A 16,557-nucleotide genomic window follows, 5' to 3' on the forward strand; every position below is an offset into this window, starting at 1 on the left:
TAATCTTTTTCACATTTGGCAATTAAAAAATAGCCTGTACGCCAAAAGCGTAAGAGCGGATAATCGGGTACGACATGCTTACCAGTTCCGGATCGAAAGTATCTGGTACATGTTTAAACTCGAAGAGGTTGTAAGCCGAGGCATTTAGCCTGATTTTCTGGAAGCCGATTTTATTTATCCATCTGTTTGGCAGGTTGTAGCCCAATGCCAGGTTTTTAAGGCGCAGGTAGGCACCATTGGCCAGGTAACGGGTTTGCACGTTGCGGTTACGCGAGGCATTTTTATAAGCCGGGTAAAAGGCATCGGTACGCTCAGGAGTCCACGAGTTGTTGTAGGTTTCATAAGTACCGGTAGCACCAGCACCCCAGTACAGGTTATTGCCAATCCATATATCGCGTTTACCCACACCTTGTATAAAGAAATTAAGGTCAAAATTTTTGTAGCGCAGGTTAGTGTTGATGCCATACTGGTACCTCGGGGTACTGTTACCAATAATCCTTCTATCTCCCGGATTTCCTACTGTATTATTTCCAAAACCGATCTTCCCATCGCCATCTATATCAGCATAGCGCACATCACCAGGAAACCAAAGCCCCGATGAAATTAAGCTTTGTGATGGAGCGGCGGCAATTTCTGCCTGGCTCTGAAAGATACCATAGGTTTCGTATCCCCATATTTCGCCCATATTTTGCCCAACATAAAGATCGGCAATGTTGTAATTAGGGTTATTTTCAAATTTAACTACTTTTGATTGATAGTCGCCCAAGGTCGCCGAAACATCGTAACCCAACCCAAAATCGGTGGTATTACTATATTTCATCACCAACTCCCAGCCACGTGTATCAATAGTACCTGAGTTTACTTGCGGAGAGCCTGCTCCCAACACGGAAGGGAATTTTAAACCATCGGTTAAAATATCAGTTGTTCTTCTTCTGTACCAATCGAAATTGATTTCGAAGTTTTTAAGGGTAACCAAATCAAAACCAAAATCAATCGTAGTAGCAGTTTCCCAGGTTAAGTTAGGGTCGATCAGGTTTGGAGCACTGTTGCCTACAGGCCTTACCCCGCCAAGCAGGTATTTAAGCTGCGAATCGGTAACATAATTAGAAATATACAGGTAATTCCTTACATTCTGGTTACCCAGGCTACCATACGAAGCACGTAATTTAAAATCGTTCACCACAGGTTTCATCCACTGCGCAAAAGACTCTTCGCTCAATCGCCAGCCGGCAGAAAAAGAAGGGAAAAACTTAAAGCGCGAATACGAAGGGAATTTAGACGTTCCATCGTAACGACCGTTGGATTCGAACAGGTATTTACCAGCGTAGTTATAGGTTAAACGGTAAAACACCCCTTGTACTGCCCAGTGCGATTCGCTATCGCCTACCGTTCTTTCGCCTTGTGCCTGCCCTAAAGTTGGCACGTTTACATTGATATTATTGCGCTGTGCCGATACCGACTGGTCTACATACCATTCCTGGTTATAACCCAGCAAACCTGTAAAATTATGCTTGCCGAAAGTCTTTTTATAATCGGTATAAAAGTTTAGCGTGTATTTATTCGAATTAAAGTTATATCGGGAAATATAATCCGGATTGGTTTGCACCGTAGTGGTAGCATTCCGTGTAGTTTCCAGGCGCTCTAAAGTAGGCAAAATGGTTTTTTGAACTGAGGTATTGTTCAAATAAGAAATATCGCCTTTAACAGACCAGTCTTTGGTTAAGGTAATGGTTGGCGAAGCGGTTAAAATTAAGTTCGAATTGGTTTCTTTATTGGAAGAGCCGTAATCCATAAATGATAAAATATTATCTGTGTATTTGGCTTTTACGCCCAATGAAGCGGGTACAAGCATCGGCATACTTACGTTACGCGAAGGCTCCTGCGACATGGCTGTCCACCAGCCACCTTTACCAGCCGGGTTAACAGGCTCGGTATAAGTAGAAGTATTGAAACCCGTTTTAAAATCAATTTTAAACCAGTTATTTACCTGCGAGGATACATTAAGTAAAGCATTATAGCGTTTTAACACATCGGTATTGATACGGTATAAACCATCCTGGTTTTGGTAACCAAATGAACCATAATAACTGTTCTTATCATTAGCACCCGAAATAGAGAGGTTGTGCTTTTGCATAGGTGAATAATCGAGCAAGGCCTCTTTGTAAGGGTTTACATTACCCCGCCAAACGATGGTGTTGGTGTTACTCTGCGGATTTTCGAAATAATAAGGTTCCTGATGCTCAGGATCGTCCATGTATTCTTTAATTTTCTGGAGTCTAACCAGTTCACTGCTCCCTGCAGAAGCGTTTTCGAGTGCGGCAGCTTTTACAATGGCTTCCTGAATGCTGTAGGCATCTAAAATATCGGGAATGGCGGTTGGCGCACTCCACTGGAAAGAATTAGAATAGTTAACCGTTGATTTACCTTTTTTACCCGATTTGGTTTTGATTAACAAAACCCCAAAAGCACCACGTGCACCGTAAATAGCCGCCGAGGCTGCATCTTTGAGCAAAGTTACACTTTCAATGTCTTCGGGATTAAGCAGATTAGGATCCATCTCGATACCATCAACCAAAATAAATGGTGAACCCGATGAAAATTTGATCTTGCCATCACTTGGATCTTTAGTAAAAGAAGTTCCGCCCCTTACATTATAACTCGGCGCAGTATTTGGGCTACCGTTCGAGATATTGACGTTAAAGTTTGGCATTAAACCCTGTAATGCCTGCCCGAGGTTTCCTGTTGGGCGGTTTTCGAGCATTTTAGAGTCGATCTGACTTACTGCACCGGTAAGGTTGGCCTTTTTCTGCGTACCGTAACCTACTACCACTACATCATCTAATGTTTTTTTATCTTCTTCGAGCGTTAAATTTAAAGTTGGGCCGGTGGTTGCTATTTCTTTAGCGATATAGCCAATATTAGAAAAAACCAATACCGAGCCTTTAGCATTTACGGTAATGGTAAATTCGCCATTGCCGTTGGTTGCTGTTCCATTTTTTGTTCCCTTCTCCAGCACGCTTACTCCGGGTAGCGGCTGTCCGTTACTGTCTTTTACGGTTCCTTTTACAATCAGACTTTTGATCTTTACCATTGCGGCGCTTGACGCGGGTACTGGGGTACCAGCAAATGAAACGGCGCACGATAGCAGGCAGCACAAAAGGAGTAATGGCCACTTTTGAGGAACCGGCAAAAAGCCATCCTTCGGAAGTAACTGTTCTTTAATCATCATTAGTATTTAGTTTTGTTGATAAGCGGCACTGTTAATGCGCTTAATGGTTAGTTAATCGCTACCAGGTTAGCTGAAGCGACTTGTTGTTTGCTTAAACCAAAGCTGTGATATTCGCCTTTAAAAAAAGATGAAAATTGAAAGGAAAAGGGTAGAAAATCGGTTAAAAGAGGGGGTAAATGAGATTAAGGGGCAAAAAAAGATACCAGGCCTGCTTGTTTACTTATGAATGGCTAATTTTTTAATGGAAAAATTTAGTTTAATAATTTAGCCATATAGGACATATAAGTTCATATAGTCTTAAATGCCCTTACATGTCTTAGGTGGCGAAAAATTAGCATGATAATTAACCATATAAGACATATAAGTACATATAGTTTTAGGTGCGCTTACATGTCTCAGGTGGTGAAAAATTAGCATAATAATTAACCATATAAGACATATAAGTGCATATAGTCTTAGGTGCGCTTATATGTCTTAGGTGGGCGAAAAATTAGCATAATAATTAACCATATAAGACATATAAGTGCATATAGTCTTAGGTGCGCTTACATGTCTCAGGTGGTGAAAAAAAATTGCGCGATAGTTAACCATATAAGGCAAATAAATGCATATACAGTCTTAATTGACCTTACATGTCTTAGGTGGTAAAAAAATAGTATCTGCGACTTAACTATTGTTTTAAAAAATCCAGGTTACCTGAAGGGTCTTCGGCATCCATGGATATTTAATTATCGAAAATGTAAAGGGCGATTTATCCAGTAGCAAATCGTAGGCACGTTTTTCAACAAGCAACTGCCAGTGCGTTTCCTGTTCAGTTAGCTGCCCGTCGCGAACCAGCCAGTTTCCTCTGAAACCATCAATTGAAGTATTGCCAATAACGGGCCAATGGCCAATCATTGCACGGAGCAATCCGTTAATTAATTGCTTTTGATCTTCGGCAATATCAATTTCTTCGGGCACAGGCTGCGCCAACGGCAAGCCACAAAGTATTTTATTGAGTGGAAGTAATTCTTCGGCAGTAACAGATAAGCCTGTTACCACAAACTGGGCATATTGTACGGCTTTGGACTGACTGGCAAGATCGGTAAAAGACTTTTGTTGGGTAACCAGGCCAAGCCTTTCGAAAAGCATGGGTAGATAATTGTTCAATAAAACTAATCCTGCATTTTTTACAGCTAGTGTATGGGGCGTTAATAACATCTGTAGAGCTAAAATTATTGACCTGTTCTGATCTGCATTAAAAATACGGAAAGATCTCCTTAATTTAATGAAATCTCACCTGCTTTCTCATCAGATTAATGATTTCACAGCCCTCAAAAACAAAAAACAGCTAGAAACACCATTTTTATCTGGTCATTTCTTTACGCATTGCTGCCTCTTTAGCTGCATCCCAGTAACCACAATCTAATTTGATAAAGGTTGAGCTGTAAGGTACAGTTTCGTTGGTTTTGATTACCAGCACCTTAAAAAGTCCGGCTTCGCGATCAAGTTGCTTAAAAACAGAATCGTGCAGCATGGTATTAACTGCAGTTCCCTTTAAGATGGCCTGGGTAGATTGAATTAACTGATCTGCTTTAGCGCCAACGAGCGGTTTAACAAATTCGAGCTCCCTGTCGCGGTAAATAATAGGCTTTATATGCTCAGCTGTTTTGATCCCCAGGATCACCTCGCGCAACACCGCCTCCATACCTTCGGGGGCATAAATATATTCCATACCTGCCGATTGCTGCAAGGGAAAAGCCTTATCTACCACCAGAATCCAGTTGCGATGGCCAAGGAGAGGTAATTTCTTTCTAAATTCAGTTTTCCAGTCAGCTGTTTGTTCGTTTTTATTTGTGCCGGTTTTACCTGTACATGCGGCAAGCCAGATGGCACAGACCAGCAAGCCCATGAATCCTGACTGTTTTATTTTTTTGAACTTATCCATACTGTTCTTAACTAATTGAAATTTCGAGTGTCTGACCTTTTTGAATGGTTATTTCCTGAGCCAATCTGATATTGAACTGCTCACCCTTACCAGCTATAACCGCATTAATAATTTTCCCCATCAGGTTAACTTTAACGCGCTTTGGATCGAGCTTTGCGATTTTTTCTAACCGGATTTCATTTAACCTTAATGTACCATATTTGAGCTGGAGCTGATGTACCTGAGCGGATCCCTGCAATTTCTGTCTATAACTCCCCCATCCTTCGGCAGCTGTAAAGGCAGCAGCAAAATTTTCCTTGTTCCACTTAGGACCAAAACCAATTATCCCTTTGGGACCATGGTAACTGAAACCGCAAGCGCTGAGATAAGTACCGTAACTGGCCATGGCGCGGGCATAATGGTCACTGCACTCAATCTCGTTGTAAGGGTTTCGTTTGGCAGCATGGTAGCGGTCATGAATCCTGTTGGTGAGGATCAGACTTTCTTCATGCATGCCTTCAGCCATCATGTGGGCAGCCACCTGATGCTCAAATCCGCTCATACACTCATGAAAATAACCAAGCTGCCAGCTTACATCTTCGCCAAATGGCGCTTCTTCATTATGCGGATTGGTATTCATTACCATACCACCCTCTCCGCTCAACGCATATGGCCGGCCACCGATATGCGTTTTAATATAGGGGCCAACATCCATGGTAAAGTTATATTTCCAGAGCGCATGAAGTGCACTGCGGGTCTTCTTTTCATCGAGCACGCGCGGCAGCCCTACCTGAAAGGCCCAGCTCTGCCCATACACCTGATCGATATGGCAGGTATTGTAAGAACCCAGTTTTTTTCTTCCCTGAACAGCATCAGGCCGGTGGATAAAGTATTCGCCGTTAAACAGTTCGCGTTCCATATTATTGCGGCCCTTTTCTACATAGGCTTTGCATAGCGCGGCAAAATCGGTATCGCCAACTTCGGTAGCCATGGCCTGGGCAGCACTTGCAGCCGCGATACATAAACCAACTATCCAGGCAATTTCTCCCTCCCACACCGCATCCAGGGTATTTTCCATGGGCGTATCGGTCATGCCGTCGCCGTTTTTATCCTGCGCCAGCATAAACTGTACGGCGAGTTTTATTTTTGCCCAGTTTGTTTTTAAAAAGGCATCATCGCGGTTCATCTGGTGTTCGCGGTAGAAACGTAAAATTGTACCCGCCTGTCCGTCGATAGCAGGCCTGGTCTCGTTCTCTCCCCTGAAAATAATGGCGCCGGTATCTTTAACGAAACCAATGCCAAGGTCTACCCTTTCGCGCAGGTCGCGTTCGAGTGAAGGGAAAATCCTGGCCATGGCATGGGCATATTGCCAAACATGTGTACAGGTTCCGGCACAGGCACCCACCCCCTCCCAACTCCAAAAACGGCCGCTGGCAAAACGGTAGGTATTGGCTGTAGCCAAAGTGCCAATATTAAGAAAGGTACGTTCTAAAAACCAATGTGGCAGGGTAGAACTATTCCAGGTATTGTTCCAAAGTTCTGTACCGCTGGTAAGCTCATTAAAATTAGTTTTAATAAAATCCGATACTGCCCTGGCATCCTTAAACCGGCTGGCATAATGATAGCCTTGTTCTGCATCTTTAACCAGTTTTTTAAGCTTCGGGTTTACGTTGTTAAAATGCCAGCTTATTGAATAATCTGCCTGCATGGTTTTTCCCGGTGCCAGCATCTGCGATAGGCTGATCCCTCCAACGAGCTTTTCGTCTCCATCAACCTTTGCAGTTTGGGCTTTCGACTGATTAAAATCGACAGTTTCAACCGGCCAGGGATCGAGTGCGGGGTTGGCTTTGCCTCCGTTGCCATGATAGGTAAAACACATGCTACCATGATCACTGGCATTGCTCAGGTTGACATCGGTAGTGGTAAAACCCGAAACAATATCAACCGATGCAGCGCCAAAACTTACGGTATTGGTTTTACTCCCAGAGCCAGGTTTGCCACTCACTTTATTTACACCATTTTCCATCCAGCCAATTAAATCAACCGGAAGTGCCTTAGTACTGTTATTGAGCACCTGAACACGGAGTATGGTAGCGGGTAACGCCGATTTCTCCGCATCAAGCGGGATAAAAGGCGAATATACTTTCAATCTTACTTCGAGGGGAAAATCCTTGCTGGTGTACACAATATCAGCAAGGGGATAGGAACCGGTAAATATGACTTCATCCCAGTGGTCGGCACTAAGTTCTTTTATAATGGTTTTACCGGCAACAGTGGTTTTTAGCGCAAAACCCTGATCGAGTATCCGTTTATTATCGGCAATTGCAGGTTCTATGTAGGCCGATCCATCTCTGGGCCTTATTTTTCGTACCGTAGTACCGTCGTTCCAGTTTACGATTTTGGGTTCTATCCCTTCCTGTGCACCTTCGAAGGTTTCATTGTATATCTGCCATAGCCATAAACGCCCGTCGCCACCAACATATACAGTACCGGCGTGAAGTCCGCCAACGGGCATGCCGATATAGCGTAGTTCATTTTTGCTTTTCTTGTAGGCGGTGGCAGTGCTCCGCTTGTACAGGGTAGCGATCCATTTGGGATCTATATTTTTTTCTGCAGGTATATTGTGTTTTGGATAGCCTGCAGCGAATACACTACTCCCCCATACCGGAAATCTGGCAACCATGATGCCTATACTCAGTAAACCAGTCTTTTTAATGAACGCACGGCGTCCTGATGGTTGATTTTCCATTGAATATCTTGCTTTGCAAAACCGGAGATACACCAAGTGCTCCCCATTATTCAGCAACCCAGCCCCAAAGCTACACGCAGCTGCTAAATCTTTCTATTTGGTTAAAAATTATTTGAGATGACCGTGATTAAACGACAATTGGGTCATTACCTCACAATTAAAGGTAATGATCTCTGCTGAGAAATCTTTTTTTTGACAAATTAGCTTAATAGTATAGCAATATCATTTAATGGGGGAAGCAGCGGGGCGATATGTCTTAAGATTGAGCATTTTGGGGTTTGCTCGATTGCCTTACATTTAATTTGGCCTGCAGATTAATTACCACGGGTTTGGCCGTTTTGGCTGTAGCGCCACCAGCTAGTTTTTTAAGCAGGAGCTGAATAATATTTTCGGCTATAGCTTCGATGGGTTGCTCTACCGCCGTAATGGATGGCCTGATAAACTCAAGCAGTTCAAAATCATCAAAAGAGATTACCCCTTTGCTTTGAAGCAGCCCTTCATCGCCGGTACGCGATAATTTAAGCCCATCCATAGTGAGGTAGTTGGCCGCAAAAATTACGGCATCTAAATGTGAGTTTTTTTGTAAAAAGGCTTTAATTAGTTGTGTGGCATGTTCCGAATCCTGGTATTTGATTTTCAGTACTTCCTGCTTTTTCCCCGACCGATCGATCACTTCAGTATATCCGCGCAGGCGATCTAGCATTTGCTGCTGCAGCGTATCGATAGTAATAAAAGCTATATTTTCGAAACCATTATCAAGCAGGTGTTGTGTGGCGGCAGCGGTCGACCAAAAATTATCAGTCAATACATAATCGGCATCAAGCCCGGGCAGGTAACGGTCAAAAAGTACAACCGGTGCTTCACCACCAATAAGGCCTCCAATTTCGTTTTCTAAACCTTCGGCAAGGGCGGCAACATAAGCATCAACCCGTCTTTCCTGGTAAATATTCAGGATTTCGGTTGTTCTTTCACGGTCGTTTCCTGTACTGCTGAAGATAATCTTATAGCCATGAACGGCAGCCTTTTCATCTATTGCCCTGGCCAGGCCCGAGAAAAAAGGTTTTGAAATGTCATCAACCAGAAAGCCGATAATATTCGACTTTCCGGTTCTCAGGCTCCGCGCCAGCAAATTTGGCTGATAGCCCAGCTCATCAATAGCCTTGCGTATTTTTGCAGCTAATTTATCGCTGATGTATTTCTCTTTGGCCTTACCATTAATTACAAAAGATACTGCCGTAATGGAAGTGCCAACATGGTTTGCAATGTCTTTTATCGATACCTTTTGCTGCATGGCTGATGAATGATTGGCTTGTTAATAGTTTCCGGTTACACCCAACTCCAAACCACGCAATTCTGCCAGGCCCCTCAACCTGCCAATGGCAGAATAACCCGGGTTACTTTGTTTGCCCAGGTCATCGAGCATCTGGTGACCGTGGTCGGGTCTGAAAGGAATGGCAGTAGCTCTCAATGCATTTTCTTCTGACAATGCTTTCATGATTTCGTACATGTTTACATCGCCACCTAAATGGTCGGCTTCGTAAAAACTTCCGTCGCTATCTTTAGTAACATTACGCAGGTGTGCAAAGTAGGTACGCGATTTTACCACATTAAAAATTTCGAGCACATTGTTGTCTACCCCTGCGCCCAGCGAGCCCGTGCAAAAACATACCCCATTAAAAGGCTGATCTACACTGCGCAGTATAAATTTAAAATCATCTGCCGTGCTGGCAATTCGCGGCAAGCCCAAAATGGGATAAGGAGGATCGTCGGGGTGGATGGTCATTTTAATACCTTCTGCTTCACAAACACCGGCAATTTCTGATAGAAAATAAACCAGGTTGGCCCTTAAACCATCAAAACCTATGGCCTGGTATTCCTGAATACTGTTTTGAAGCGTTTCGAGTTCAATTTCCTTTTCGTTCGGAATGCCCATCAACACATTCACCCGCAGTGCATCCAATGCTTGCTGATCGAGTGTATTAAAACGTTCTTTGGCACGGGTCAGAACTGAAGCAGGATAATCAGCTTCGGCATTTGGTCTTTTTAAGATATACAGGTCGAAAATGGCCAGATCTATCCAGTTAAAATAGAGTGCTTTCGAACCGTCTGCCATTTCAAGATCAAGCTGCGTCCGCGTCCAGTCCAACACCGGCATAAAGTTATAGCAGATGGTTTTCAAGCCACACTTTGCCAGGTTTTGTAGCGAAGTTTTATAGTTTTCGATATATTGGCCGGCATCTGCCCTGCGGGTTTTAATGGCCTCGTGCACCGGAACACTCTCTACTACCGACCAGGTTAAGCCTGCAGCTTCGATAATTGATTTGCGCTCCATGATATCGGCAACTGTCCATATTTCGCCATGCGGAACATGGTGCAAAGCCGAAACCACACCTGTTGCGCCAGCCTGTTTTACATCTTGTAAGCTTACCGGATCGTTGGGGCCATACCAACGCCAGGTTTGTTCTAATTTTTTATATTGGGTTGTCATAAATCAATTTGGATAATCAGAAGGCGACCGGTTTTAGCACAGCACTTTGTTTTCCTGCTTTTTCGGATAAAATTCCTTTAACCAGATATAATCGGAAACTACGTTGAGCATTTGTTCATAGTAAACATTCTGTTTTCCGGCAGCCCTGCAAATAGAGAGTGTTGAGCCATTGGCGTTATCGGTTTGTGAGAAAAAGAAACTGAAATTCCGGGCGTAAAGCCACCCGGGAACATCCTCATCAGCCAGCGTAATTTTGCAGATTACCATCGCTTCGGTGGGTCTGGCTTCGTCTGTGCTAATGGTGTAGGTAACCGGCAGTTCAATAATCGACTGCCCAAATAAATCGACCAACACGTTTATAGTTTTTTTCATCTCAAACCAATAAATACACAGTATAAACGCTTTAAACAGCACTACTGTTGGGCTAAGTTGTTAAAAAATTTGGGTTGTTAAATCTAAATTCGGGCTATTTATTTGCGTAAACGTTTAAGTTATTCGATTAAATACTTACTAAAGCGTTTAAGTAAATCGGCTCCCACTTCGTCACTTTTTCTTTACAATCAGCACTATTCAACCATTTTACTTTCATGGAAATTTACCACGCGGGTTTCGGCTGTATTCTTTTGTTCGAGGGCTTTACCCGCATAAACAGGTTTATGTGTTCCCCAGGTTACTGAACTGTTTATTAAACTGATGTATCCTGTATTCTCGAAGTAAAATCCCGCTATCGGGCTTTTTACCAGGCCTTCTACATTGCTTGGCCGGCGATCGTATACCCCACCGGTTTCTTTAGTACTTTTATTGAGGAGTACACTTACCTGATCGAAGTAAATATTGGAAATCTTATCCTTGCTTTCGCCGCTAACGTACACGCCACTTTCGCCCGTACAACGGATATTACTGAAATAAATATTGCTAACCGCTCCTACCTTGCCTTTGGTTTGGCCTTTGGGCAAACGCCAGCCAGCATCTTTGTTATTGGCAGTAGCACGTGGATAGGCTGTAATGTAAATGGGCTCGGCTTTGCCCCACCAAACATCGGAAAACAACTTCGATTCGACCAGACAATTCGAAAAAATAACATCGCTTACTGTTCCTTCATCACGGTTCTGAATGCCCAGGCCTCGGTTACTGTTGCGGATATTGCAGTTGTTGATGAGCACATGGCTAATGCGATCCATATTTTCTGACCCGATTTTAATGGCACAGGAACTCGAAGTCATGGTGCAATTGCTAATCACAATATTTTCGCAGGCACCATATTCTTCATATTCGCGGCGGTTTTTAAGGCAAATGCAATCATCGCCCGATTCGATATAACAGTTATTGATCCGTACATTTTTACTGTGATCCAAATCAATACCATCGCTATTTCGTATTTTGATGCTGTTTAACAAGGTAATGTTCGAAATGGAAACATCGTTGCAGCCCACCAAATGAACTGTCCAATAAGCCGAATTCTGAAAAGTTACCCCATCTATATTTAGTTTTTTACAATCGATTAAAGTAAGCAGGTGCGGACGCGGATCTACAATATTAAAAGGTTTCAATACATAAGAATCGCTCAGTTCTTCGCCCATAAAAGAAATGCAATTTCCATCAATTACCCCCGTGCCGGTAACACTCACCTGCTCCAGCTTTTCGCCGCCAATCCAAATGGTACCCTCACCCTTATTTTCGCGGAAGGCACTTTTGGTGTACAGGCTCTCATCTGGACTAGCTAGAATTTTAGCACCTCCTTCTACCCTCAGTTCAACAAAAGATTTTAAATCAAAGGGTCCGCTTAAAAACACATGGCCTGAAGGTACGATCACCTGGCCGCCGCCAGCAGCACTGCAGGCATTAATGGCCTTCTGAATAGCCACTGCATCGTTGGTTTTCCCATCGCCAATGGCTCCGAATTTTATAATGTTATACTGTTGCTGTGCAACTACCCTTACGGAAAACAGCAGGGCAAGCACAATGAATACTTTAATTTTCATTATTGTTGAATTGACTTTGATTAATAAAACAGCTTACCAGAACACAATGTAAAGCGCTGCCAGAATACCACAGATAATAACCGAACATACAGCAAATGCCGGGGTAACCTTAAACATAGAACGGTCTACCTCGAGCCCCTGCTTGTTATCCTTACTCTTCGGATCAGTTAAGGTAATCACCACCATCAGTAAAATAACGATACCAAAAACCCACGACATCCGGTTAAGGAATGGGATGTTAGCAATTGAGCCATTGCTCAGGGTTGGCAGGAACTTAAACAAAATGGACAAAGGGATGGTTACCAGGGCAGCAGCAAGCGCGGCGCGTGAGGTGGTTCTTTTCCAGAAAAAGCCCAGCAGAAAAATGGCAAATATTCCCGGTGAAATAAAACCTACATACTCTTGTATAAACTGGTAAACCTGATCGAAACTCCTTAAGGTAGGTGCCACCACAATGGCAATAAGCGAAGCCACTACCACCGACCAGCGTCCTACGGCAACCAATCTGCGTTCGGATGCTTCGGGTTTGATGTATTTTTTATAAATATCGAGCGTGAATATGGTGGCAATACTATTCGATTTTCCGGCCAGTGAAGCCACAATAGCGGCAGTTAAGGCTGCAAAAGCCAATCCTTTAATGCCTGCAGGCAATAAATTCATCAGTACCGGGTAAGCATGATCGGGTTTAACCACGCCAGCTGCATCAAGCATTTCGGCTTGAAAATAGCCGCGCTGATACAATACAAAAGCTGCAATACCCGGAATAACCACAATTACCGGAATGAGTAATTTTAGAAAAGCGGCAAAAATTAAACCGCTCCTTCCTGTTTTTAAATCGGCACCCAAGGCCCGCTGTACAATGTATTGGTTGCAACCCCAGTAGTTTAAATTATTAATCCAAAGGCCACCAACCAGCACCGCAATGCCCGGCAGCTCATTGTAAAATTTATCCCCTTTAGAAAAAATCATGTGAAAGTGATCGGATGCTTCGGTTTTTAAAAGTGGCAGCGCCCCCAGCACGGTGTGCGTATCGAGTTTCTCGGCTACCAGTTTTAAAGCCATGTAACAGGTAATCAATCCGCCAATCACCAGCACACACACCTGAATTACATCGGTATAACCGATTACTTTCATCCCCCCAAGGGTAATAATGGCCGAAAAAATAGCCAGAAATACAATGCAAGTATTAAAAGGAATGCCGGTAATGGTTTCGATGGCAATGGCCCCCAGAAAGAAAATAGAAGTTAAATTCACAAACACATACACGAGCAACCAAAAAACAGCCATTAAAGTGCTTACCGTATTGTTATAACGCGTTGAGAGAAACTGCGGCATAGTATAGATCTTGTTTTTCAGATAAATGGGCAGAAAATACACCGCAACAATAATCAGTGTGGCTGCAGCCATCCATTCGTAACTGGCAATGGCCAGCCCCATGGCAAAGCCCGAACCTGACATGCCAATAAAGTGTTCGGCCGAAATATTTGACGCAATTATCGATGCGCCAATTGCCCACCAGGTAAGTGAACCCTCTGCTAGAAAATAATCTTTGGTATCGGTTTGCTTTTGCTTTTTACTGCGGTAAACCCAGTAGCCATAGGCCGATACAATAATAAAGTAGATGAAAAATACGGTACAATCGAGCACAGAAAGGTGGTTCATAAAGGGATGATTATATTTGGTTTTTTTAAAATTCAGAAAAAATTCCCAACGTTAAAGGCCTGTTGCTTTTATTTAATTACGTAAACGTTTTCGGATTACAGCCCTCAAAACATACCCTAATTACCCACCTGTAGAAGCTCTTTTAATCAATGTTGATTGCAATACAATATCTTTATCATCGCCAATTCCCCTTTTATTTAAAACCTTAAACAGGCATTTGGCCGCCTCGTTCCCGATTTCGAATGCGGGTTGTGTAATGGTGGTTAACGAAGGGTTAAGCAGTTTGGCCGAACTCATGTTGCAAAAACTCAGGATTTTAACATCCTTTGGGATCTGCAACTGTAATTCCTGACAGGCTGAGTAAGCCGGTATAATAAATTCTTCTATCGATGAGAAAAGCGCATCGGGTGCCTGCTGCTGAAAAAGGGTTTTGATATTTTGCAGGTTATTTGCTTCATCTTCGCTGTAATGCACTACCAGGTCTTCGGCCGCTAACAAACCATGTGCCTGCAGCGCATCGCAGTAGCCCAAAAACCTGGCCCTGCCCGCAGGCAGCTTTTCGAGCCCATACAAATAGGCAATTTTAGTACAGCCCTGTTCAATCAGGTGTTCGGTAGCGGTGTACGAAATCTGGTAATCATCGGTAGTTACTTTAAAAGTATCGAGCTCTTCGTAAACCCGGTCGAAAAATACCATGGGAATTTTGTTAACCAGGTTCTTGTAATACTCATTATTGTATTCGTTACTGGATACGGATGTTAAAATCCCATCCACACGGCCGTTGAGCAGGCTGTTGGTAAACGACATTTCCATTTCGGTATCTTCGTGCGTTTGGTAAATAAGTACATGGTAACCGTATTGCCGGGCAATTTCTTCGATTCCTTTAATGGCCAGCGAAAAAAAGTTATTGGCCACACAGGGAATAATCACCGCAATGGTTTTGGTTTTATTGCTTCTGAGGTTACTCGCCGCCGGGTTTGGGGTGTAGTTCAGTTCTTTGGCCAGTGTCCACACCCGGTTTTTTGTTTTTAAGCTAATTTCATAGCTATCGTTAAGCGCTTTCGAAACTGTGGCTATAGAAATATTCAACTCCTGCGCAAGCCTTTTGATATTCACCTCTCCCGACATCTTTAAATCTCCTTAAGTATTGTTAGTTCTTGTTTGGTTTACCGATAACCACACCGCTTATCGCCCTGTTTTTTGCAGCACCAGCCACTCAACTGCCATGCATGTTTTGAGGCCTGGTCAAAAACAGAAAAACTTAAAATGCATTGGGTTAAATTTGCTGCATTTCTTTTACAGGGTAAACTATTTGGTTATCAATAACGGGCTGGTTGCTGCCTGCAACAAATCCGATCCGTTTATACGAAAATACAAAATAATCGTAACAATAACGGTTATTTAACATTTCTATTTCAGCAGATGTACACTTCAGCTCCATCAGAACAAAATCAAGCTAAAATACTGTATATCAACTAATAACAAACAAAGAGTAAAAATTTACGTAATCGTTTAAGTAAATAAAATTGGCCAAACATAAAAGTTTAAATTTTCAAAAACTCAACTTTATACAACCAAAGCATATTTTTTAACCAAATCATTTCTAGTCTTATGAGTAACGAAAACACACTTTCGAAGGACAATCAAAATCCATTGAAAAATCTCGACCAATGGGAAGAGGATATCTTAATCCGCTACCCCGATCCAACAACCATTAACGCGGATAAAAAAGAAGAGCAATTCAGAAACTACGAAGAAACGGAGAAAGATGGCGTAAAGGAATTTTACAAATTAAACCACACTTACCAGACCTATGATTTTGTGCAGCAGAAAAAGGCTGAATACCTGAAATTTGACAAGGAAGAAATGCCTATTTGGAGTGCCTTTGATTTCCTGAATAAACTGGTTGATGACTCTGACCCGGATACAGACCTGGACCAGATGCAGCATCTTTTACAAACATCAGAAGCCATCCGCAACGATGGTCACCCCGATTGGATGGTGCTGGTTGGCCTGATACATGATATGGGCAAAGTACTTTGTCTGTACGGTGAGCCACAGTGGGCTGTAGTGGGCGATACTTTTCCGGTAGGTTGTGCCTATTCTGACAAAATTGTGTACCCCGAGTTCTTTCAGCTCAATCCTGATATTAACAACCCTACCTACCAAACCAAACTGGGTGTATATAGCCAAAACTGCGGCTTGGATAACGTACACATGTCGTGGGGCCACGATGAATATGTGTACCACATGATGAAGCCCTACATCCCTGAACCGGGTTTGTACATGCTTAGGTACCACTCTTTTTATGCGCAGCACCGTGAAAATGCTTACGATCATTTAATGAGCAAGAAAGACCACGAAATGTTTAAATGGGTAAGGCTTTTTAACCCCTACGACCTGTACTCGAAGAACCCCAACCAAAAAAGCTGGGCCGAGCTAAAGCCATATTACGAGGCGCTTGTGGCCAAATATCTACCTGCCAGCATTAAGTTTTAAAAACCAAATATTAATATACCAAACTAACAAACCAAATTATGA

11 protein-coding genes are annotated in these 16,557 nt (G+C 43.0%); 1 reads left to right on the forward strand and 10 read right to left on the reverse strand.

Translation table 11 applies throughout. The features are described from left to right. Window positions 1-22: 22 nt before the first annotated feature. From OC25_RS08890 to OC25_RS08935, 10 genes are all read right to left on the reverse strand, one after another. A complete protein-coding gene (locus OC25_RS08890; RefSeq protein ID WP_082018561.1) occupies window positions 23-3,229 on the reverse strand; it encodes a SusC/RagA family TonB-linked outer membrane protein in 3,207 nt (1,068 codons plus the stop codon). 678 nt (window positions 3,230-3,907) lie between these two features. Then, window positions 3,908-4,429, reverse strand: coding sequence for a contractile injection system tape measure protein (locus OC25_RS08895; protein ID WP_156131435.1), 522 nt, complete (start codon window positions 4,427-4,429; stop codon window positions 3,908-3,910). A 145-nt stretch (window positions 4,430-4,574) separates the two neighbouring features. Continuing rightward, entirely contained in the window at window positions 4,575-5,156 is a 582-nt protein-coding gene (locus tag OC25_RS08900) for a hypothetical protein (RefSeq protein WP_052266079.1), read from the reverse strand. 7 nt (window positions 5,157-5,163) lie between these two features. After that, complete coding sequence (locus OC25_RS08905; protein WP_052266080.1) at window positions 5,164-7,884, reverse strand: GH116 family glycosyl hydrolase; 2,721 nt, start codon at window positions 7,882-7,884, stop codon at window positions 5,164-5,166. Between the two features lie 256 nt (window positions 7,885-8,140). Further along, window positions 8,141-9,175, reverse strand: coding sequence for a LacI family DNA-binding transcriptional regulator (locus OC25_RS08910; protein ID WP_039474540.1), 1,035 nt, complete (start codon window positions 9,173-9,175; stop codon window positions 8,141-8,143). Window positions 9,176-9,196: 21 nt separating this feature from the next. Then, entirely contained in the window at window positions 9,197-10,372 is a 1,176-nt protein-coding gene (gene uxuA / locus OC25_RS08915; RefSeq protein WP_039474543.1) for a mannonate dehydratase, read from the reverse strand. A gap of 33 nt (window positions 10,373-10,405) precedes the next feature. After that, window positions 10,406-10,744: a hypothetical protein gene (locus tag OC25_RS08920; protein WP_039474549.1), complete on the reverse strand. Its 339-nt coding sequence runs from the start codon at window positions 10,742-10,744 to the stop codon at window positions 10,406-10,408. A gap of 194 nt (window positions 10,745-10,938) precedes the next feature. Then, window positions 10,939-12,354, reverse strand: coding sequence for a glycoside hydrolase family 28 protein (locus tag OC25_RS08925; protein ID WP_039474551.1), 1,416 nt, complete (start codon window positions 12,352-12,354; stop codon window positions 10,939-10,941). Window positions 12,355-12,387: 33 nt separating this feature from the next. Next, the gene (locus tag OC25_RS08930; protein WP_039474552.1) at window positions 12,388-14,016 is read right to left on the reverse strand and encodes a sodium/sugar symporter; all 1,629 of its coding nucleotides are present in this window, start codon (window positions 14,014-14,016) and stop codon (window positions 12,388-12,390) included. 120 nt (window positions 14,017-14,136) lie between these two features. After that, entirely contained in the window at window positions 14,137-15,144 is a 1,008-nt protein-coding gene (locus OC25_RS08935) for a LacI family DNA-binding transcriptional regulator (RefSeq protein ID WP_039474554.1), read from the reverse strand. Window positions 15,145-15,627: 483 nt separating this feature from the next. Here OC25_RS08935 and OC25_RS08940 point away from each other — a divergent pair, with 483 nt between their 5' ends. Then, complete coding sequence (locus OC25_RS08940) at window positions 15,628-16,515, forward strand: inositol oxygenase family protein (protein ID WP_039474556.1); 888 nt, start codon at window positions 15,628-15,630, stop codon at window positions 16,513-16,515. The last annotated feature ends 42 nt before the right edge of the window (window positions 16,516-16,557 follow it).

It is taken from the genome of Pedobacter kyungheensis, from assembly GCF_000812965.1.
In the GTDB taxonomy this organism is placed as follows: domain Bacteria; phylum Bacteroidota; class Bacteroidia; order Sphingobacteriales; family Sphingobacteriaceae; genus Pedobacter; species Pedobacter kyungheensis.

Coding starts and splice junctions, on each gene's coding strand:
- OC25_RS08890 (WP_082018561.1), bottom strand. CDS start 3,229: ATGATGATTAAAGAACAGTTACTTCCGAAGGATGGCTTTTTGCCGGTT.
- OC25_RS08905 (WP_052266080.1), bottom strand. CDS start 7,884: ATGGAAAATCAACCATCAGGACGCCGTGCGTTCATTAAAAAGACTGGT.
- OC25_RS08935 (WP_039474554.1), bottom strand. CDS start 15,144: ATGTCGGGAGAGGTGAATATCAAAAGGCTTGCGCAGGAGTTGAATATT.
- OC25_RS08940 (WP_039474556.1), top strand. CDS start 15,628: ATGAGTAACGAAAACACACTTTCGAAGGACAATCAAAATCCATTGAAA.
- OC25_RS08925 (WP_039474551.1), bottom strand. CDS start 12,354: ATGAAAATTAAAGTATTCATTGTGCTTGCCCTGCTGTTTTCCGTAAGG.
- OC25_RS08895 (WP_156131435.1), bottom strand. CDS start 4,429: ATGTTATTAACGCCCCATACACTAGCTGTAAAAAATGCAGGATTAGTT.
- uxuA (WP_039474543.1), bottom strand. CDS start 10,372: ATGACAACCCAATATAAAAAATTAGAACAAACCTGGCGTTGGTATGGC.
- OC25_RS08930 (WP_039474552.1), bottom strand. CDS start 14,016: ATGAACCACCTTTCTGTGCTCGATTGTACCGTATTTTTCATCTACTTT.
- OC25_RS08920 (WP_039474549.1), bottom strand. CDS start 10,744: ATGAAAAAAACTATAAACGTGTTGGTCGATTTATTTGGGCAGTCGATT.
- OC25_RS08900 (WP_052266079.1), bottom strand. CDS start 5,156: ATGGATAAGTTCAAAAAAATAAAACAGTCAGGATTCATGGGCTTGCTG.
- OC25_RS08910 (WP_039474540.1), bottom strand. CDS start 9,175: ATGCAGCAAAAGGTATCGATAAAAGACATTGCAAACCATGTTGGCACT.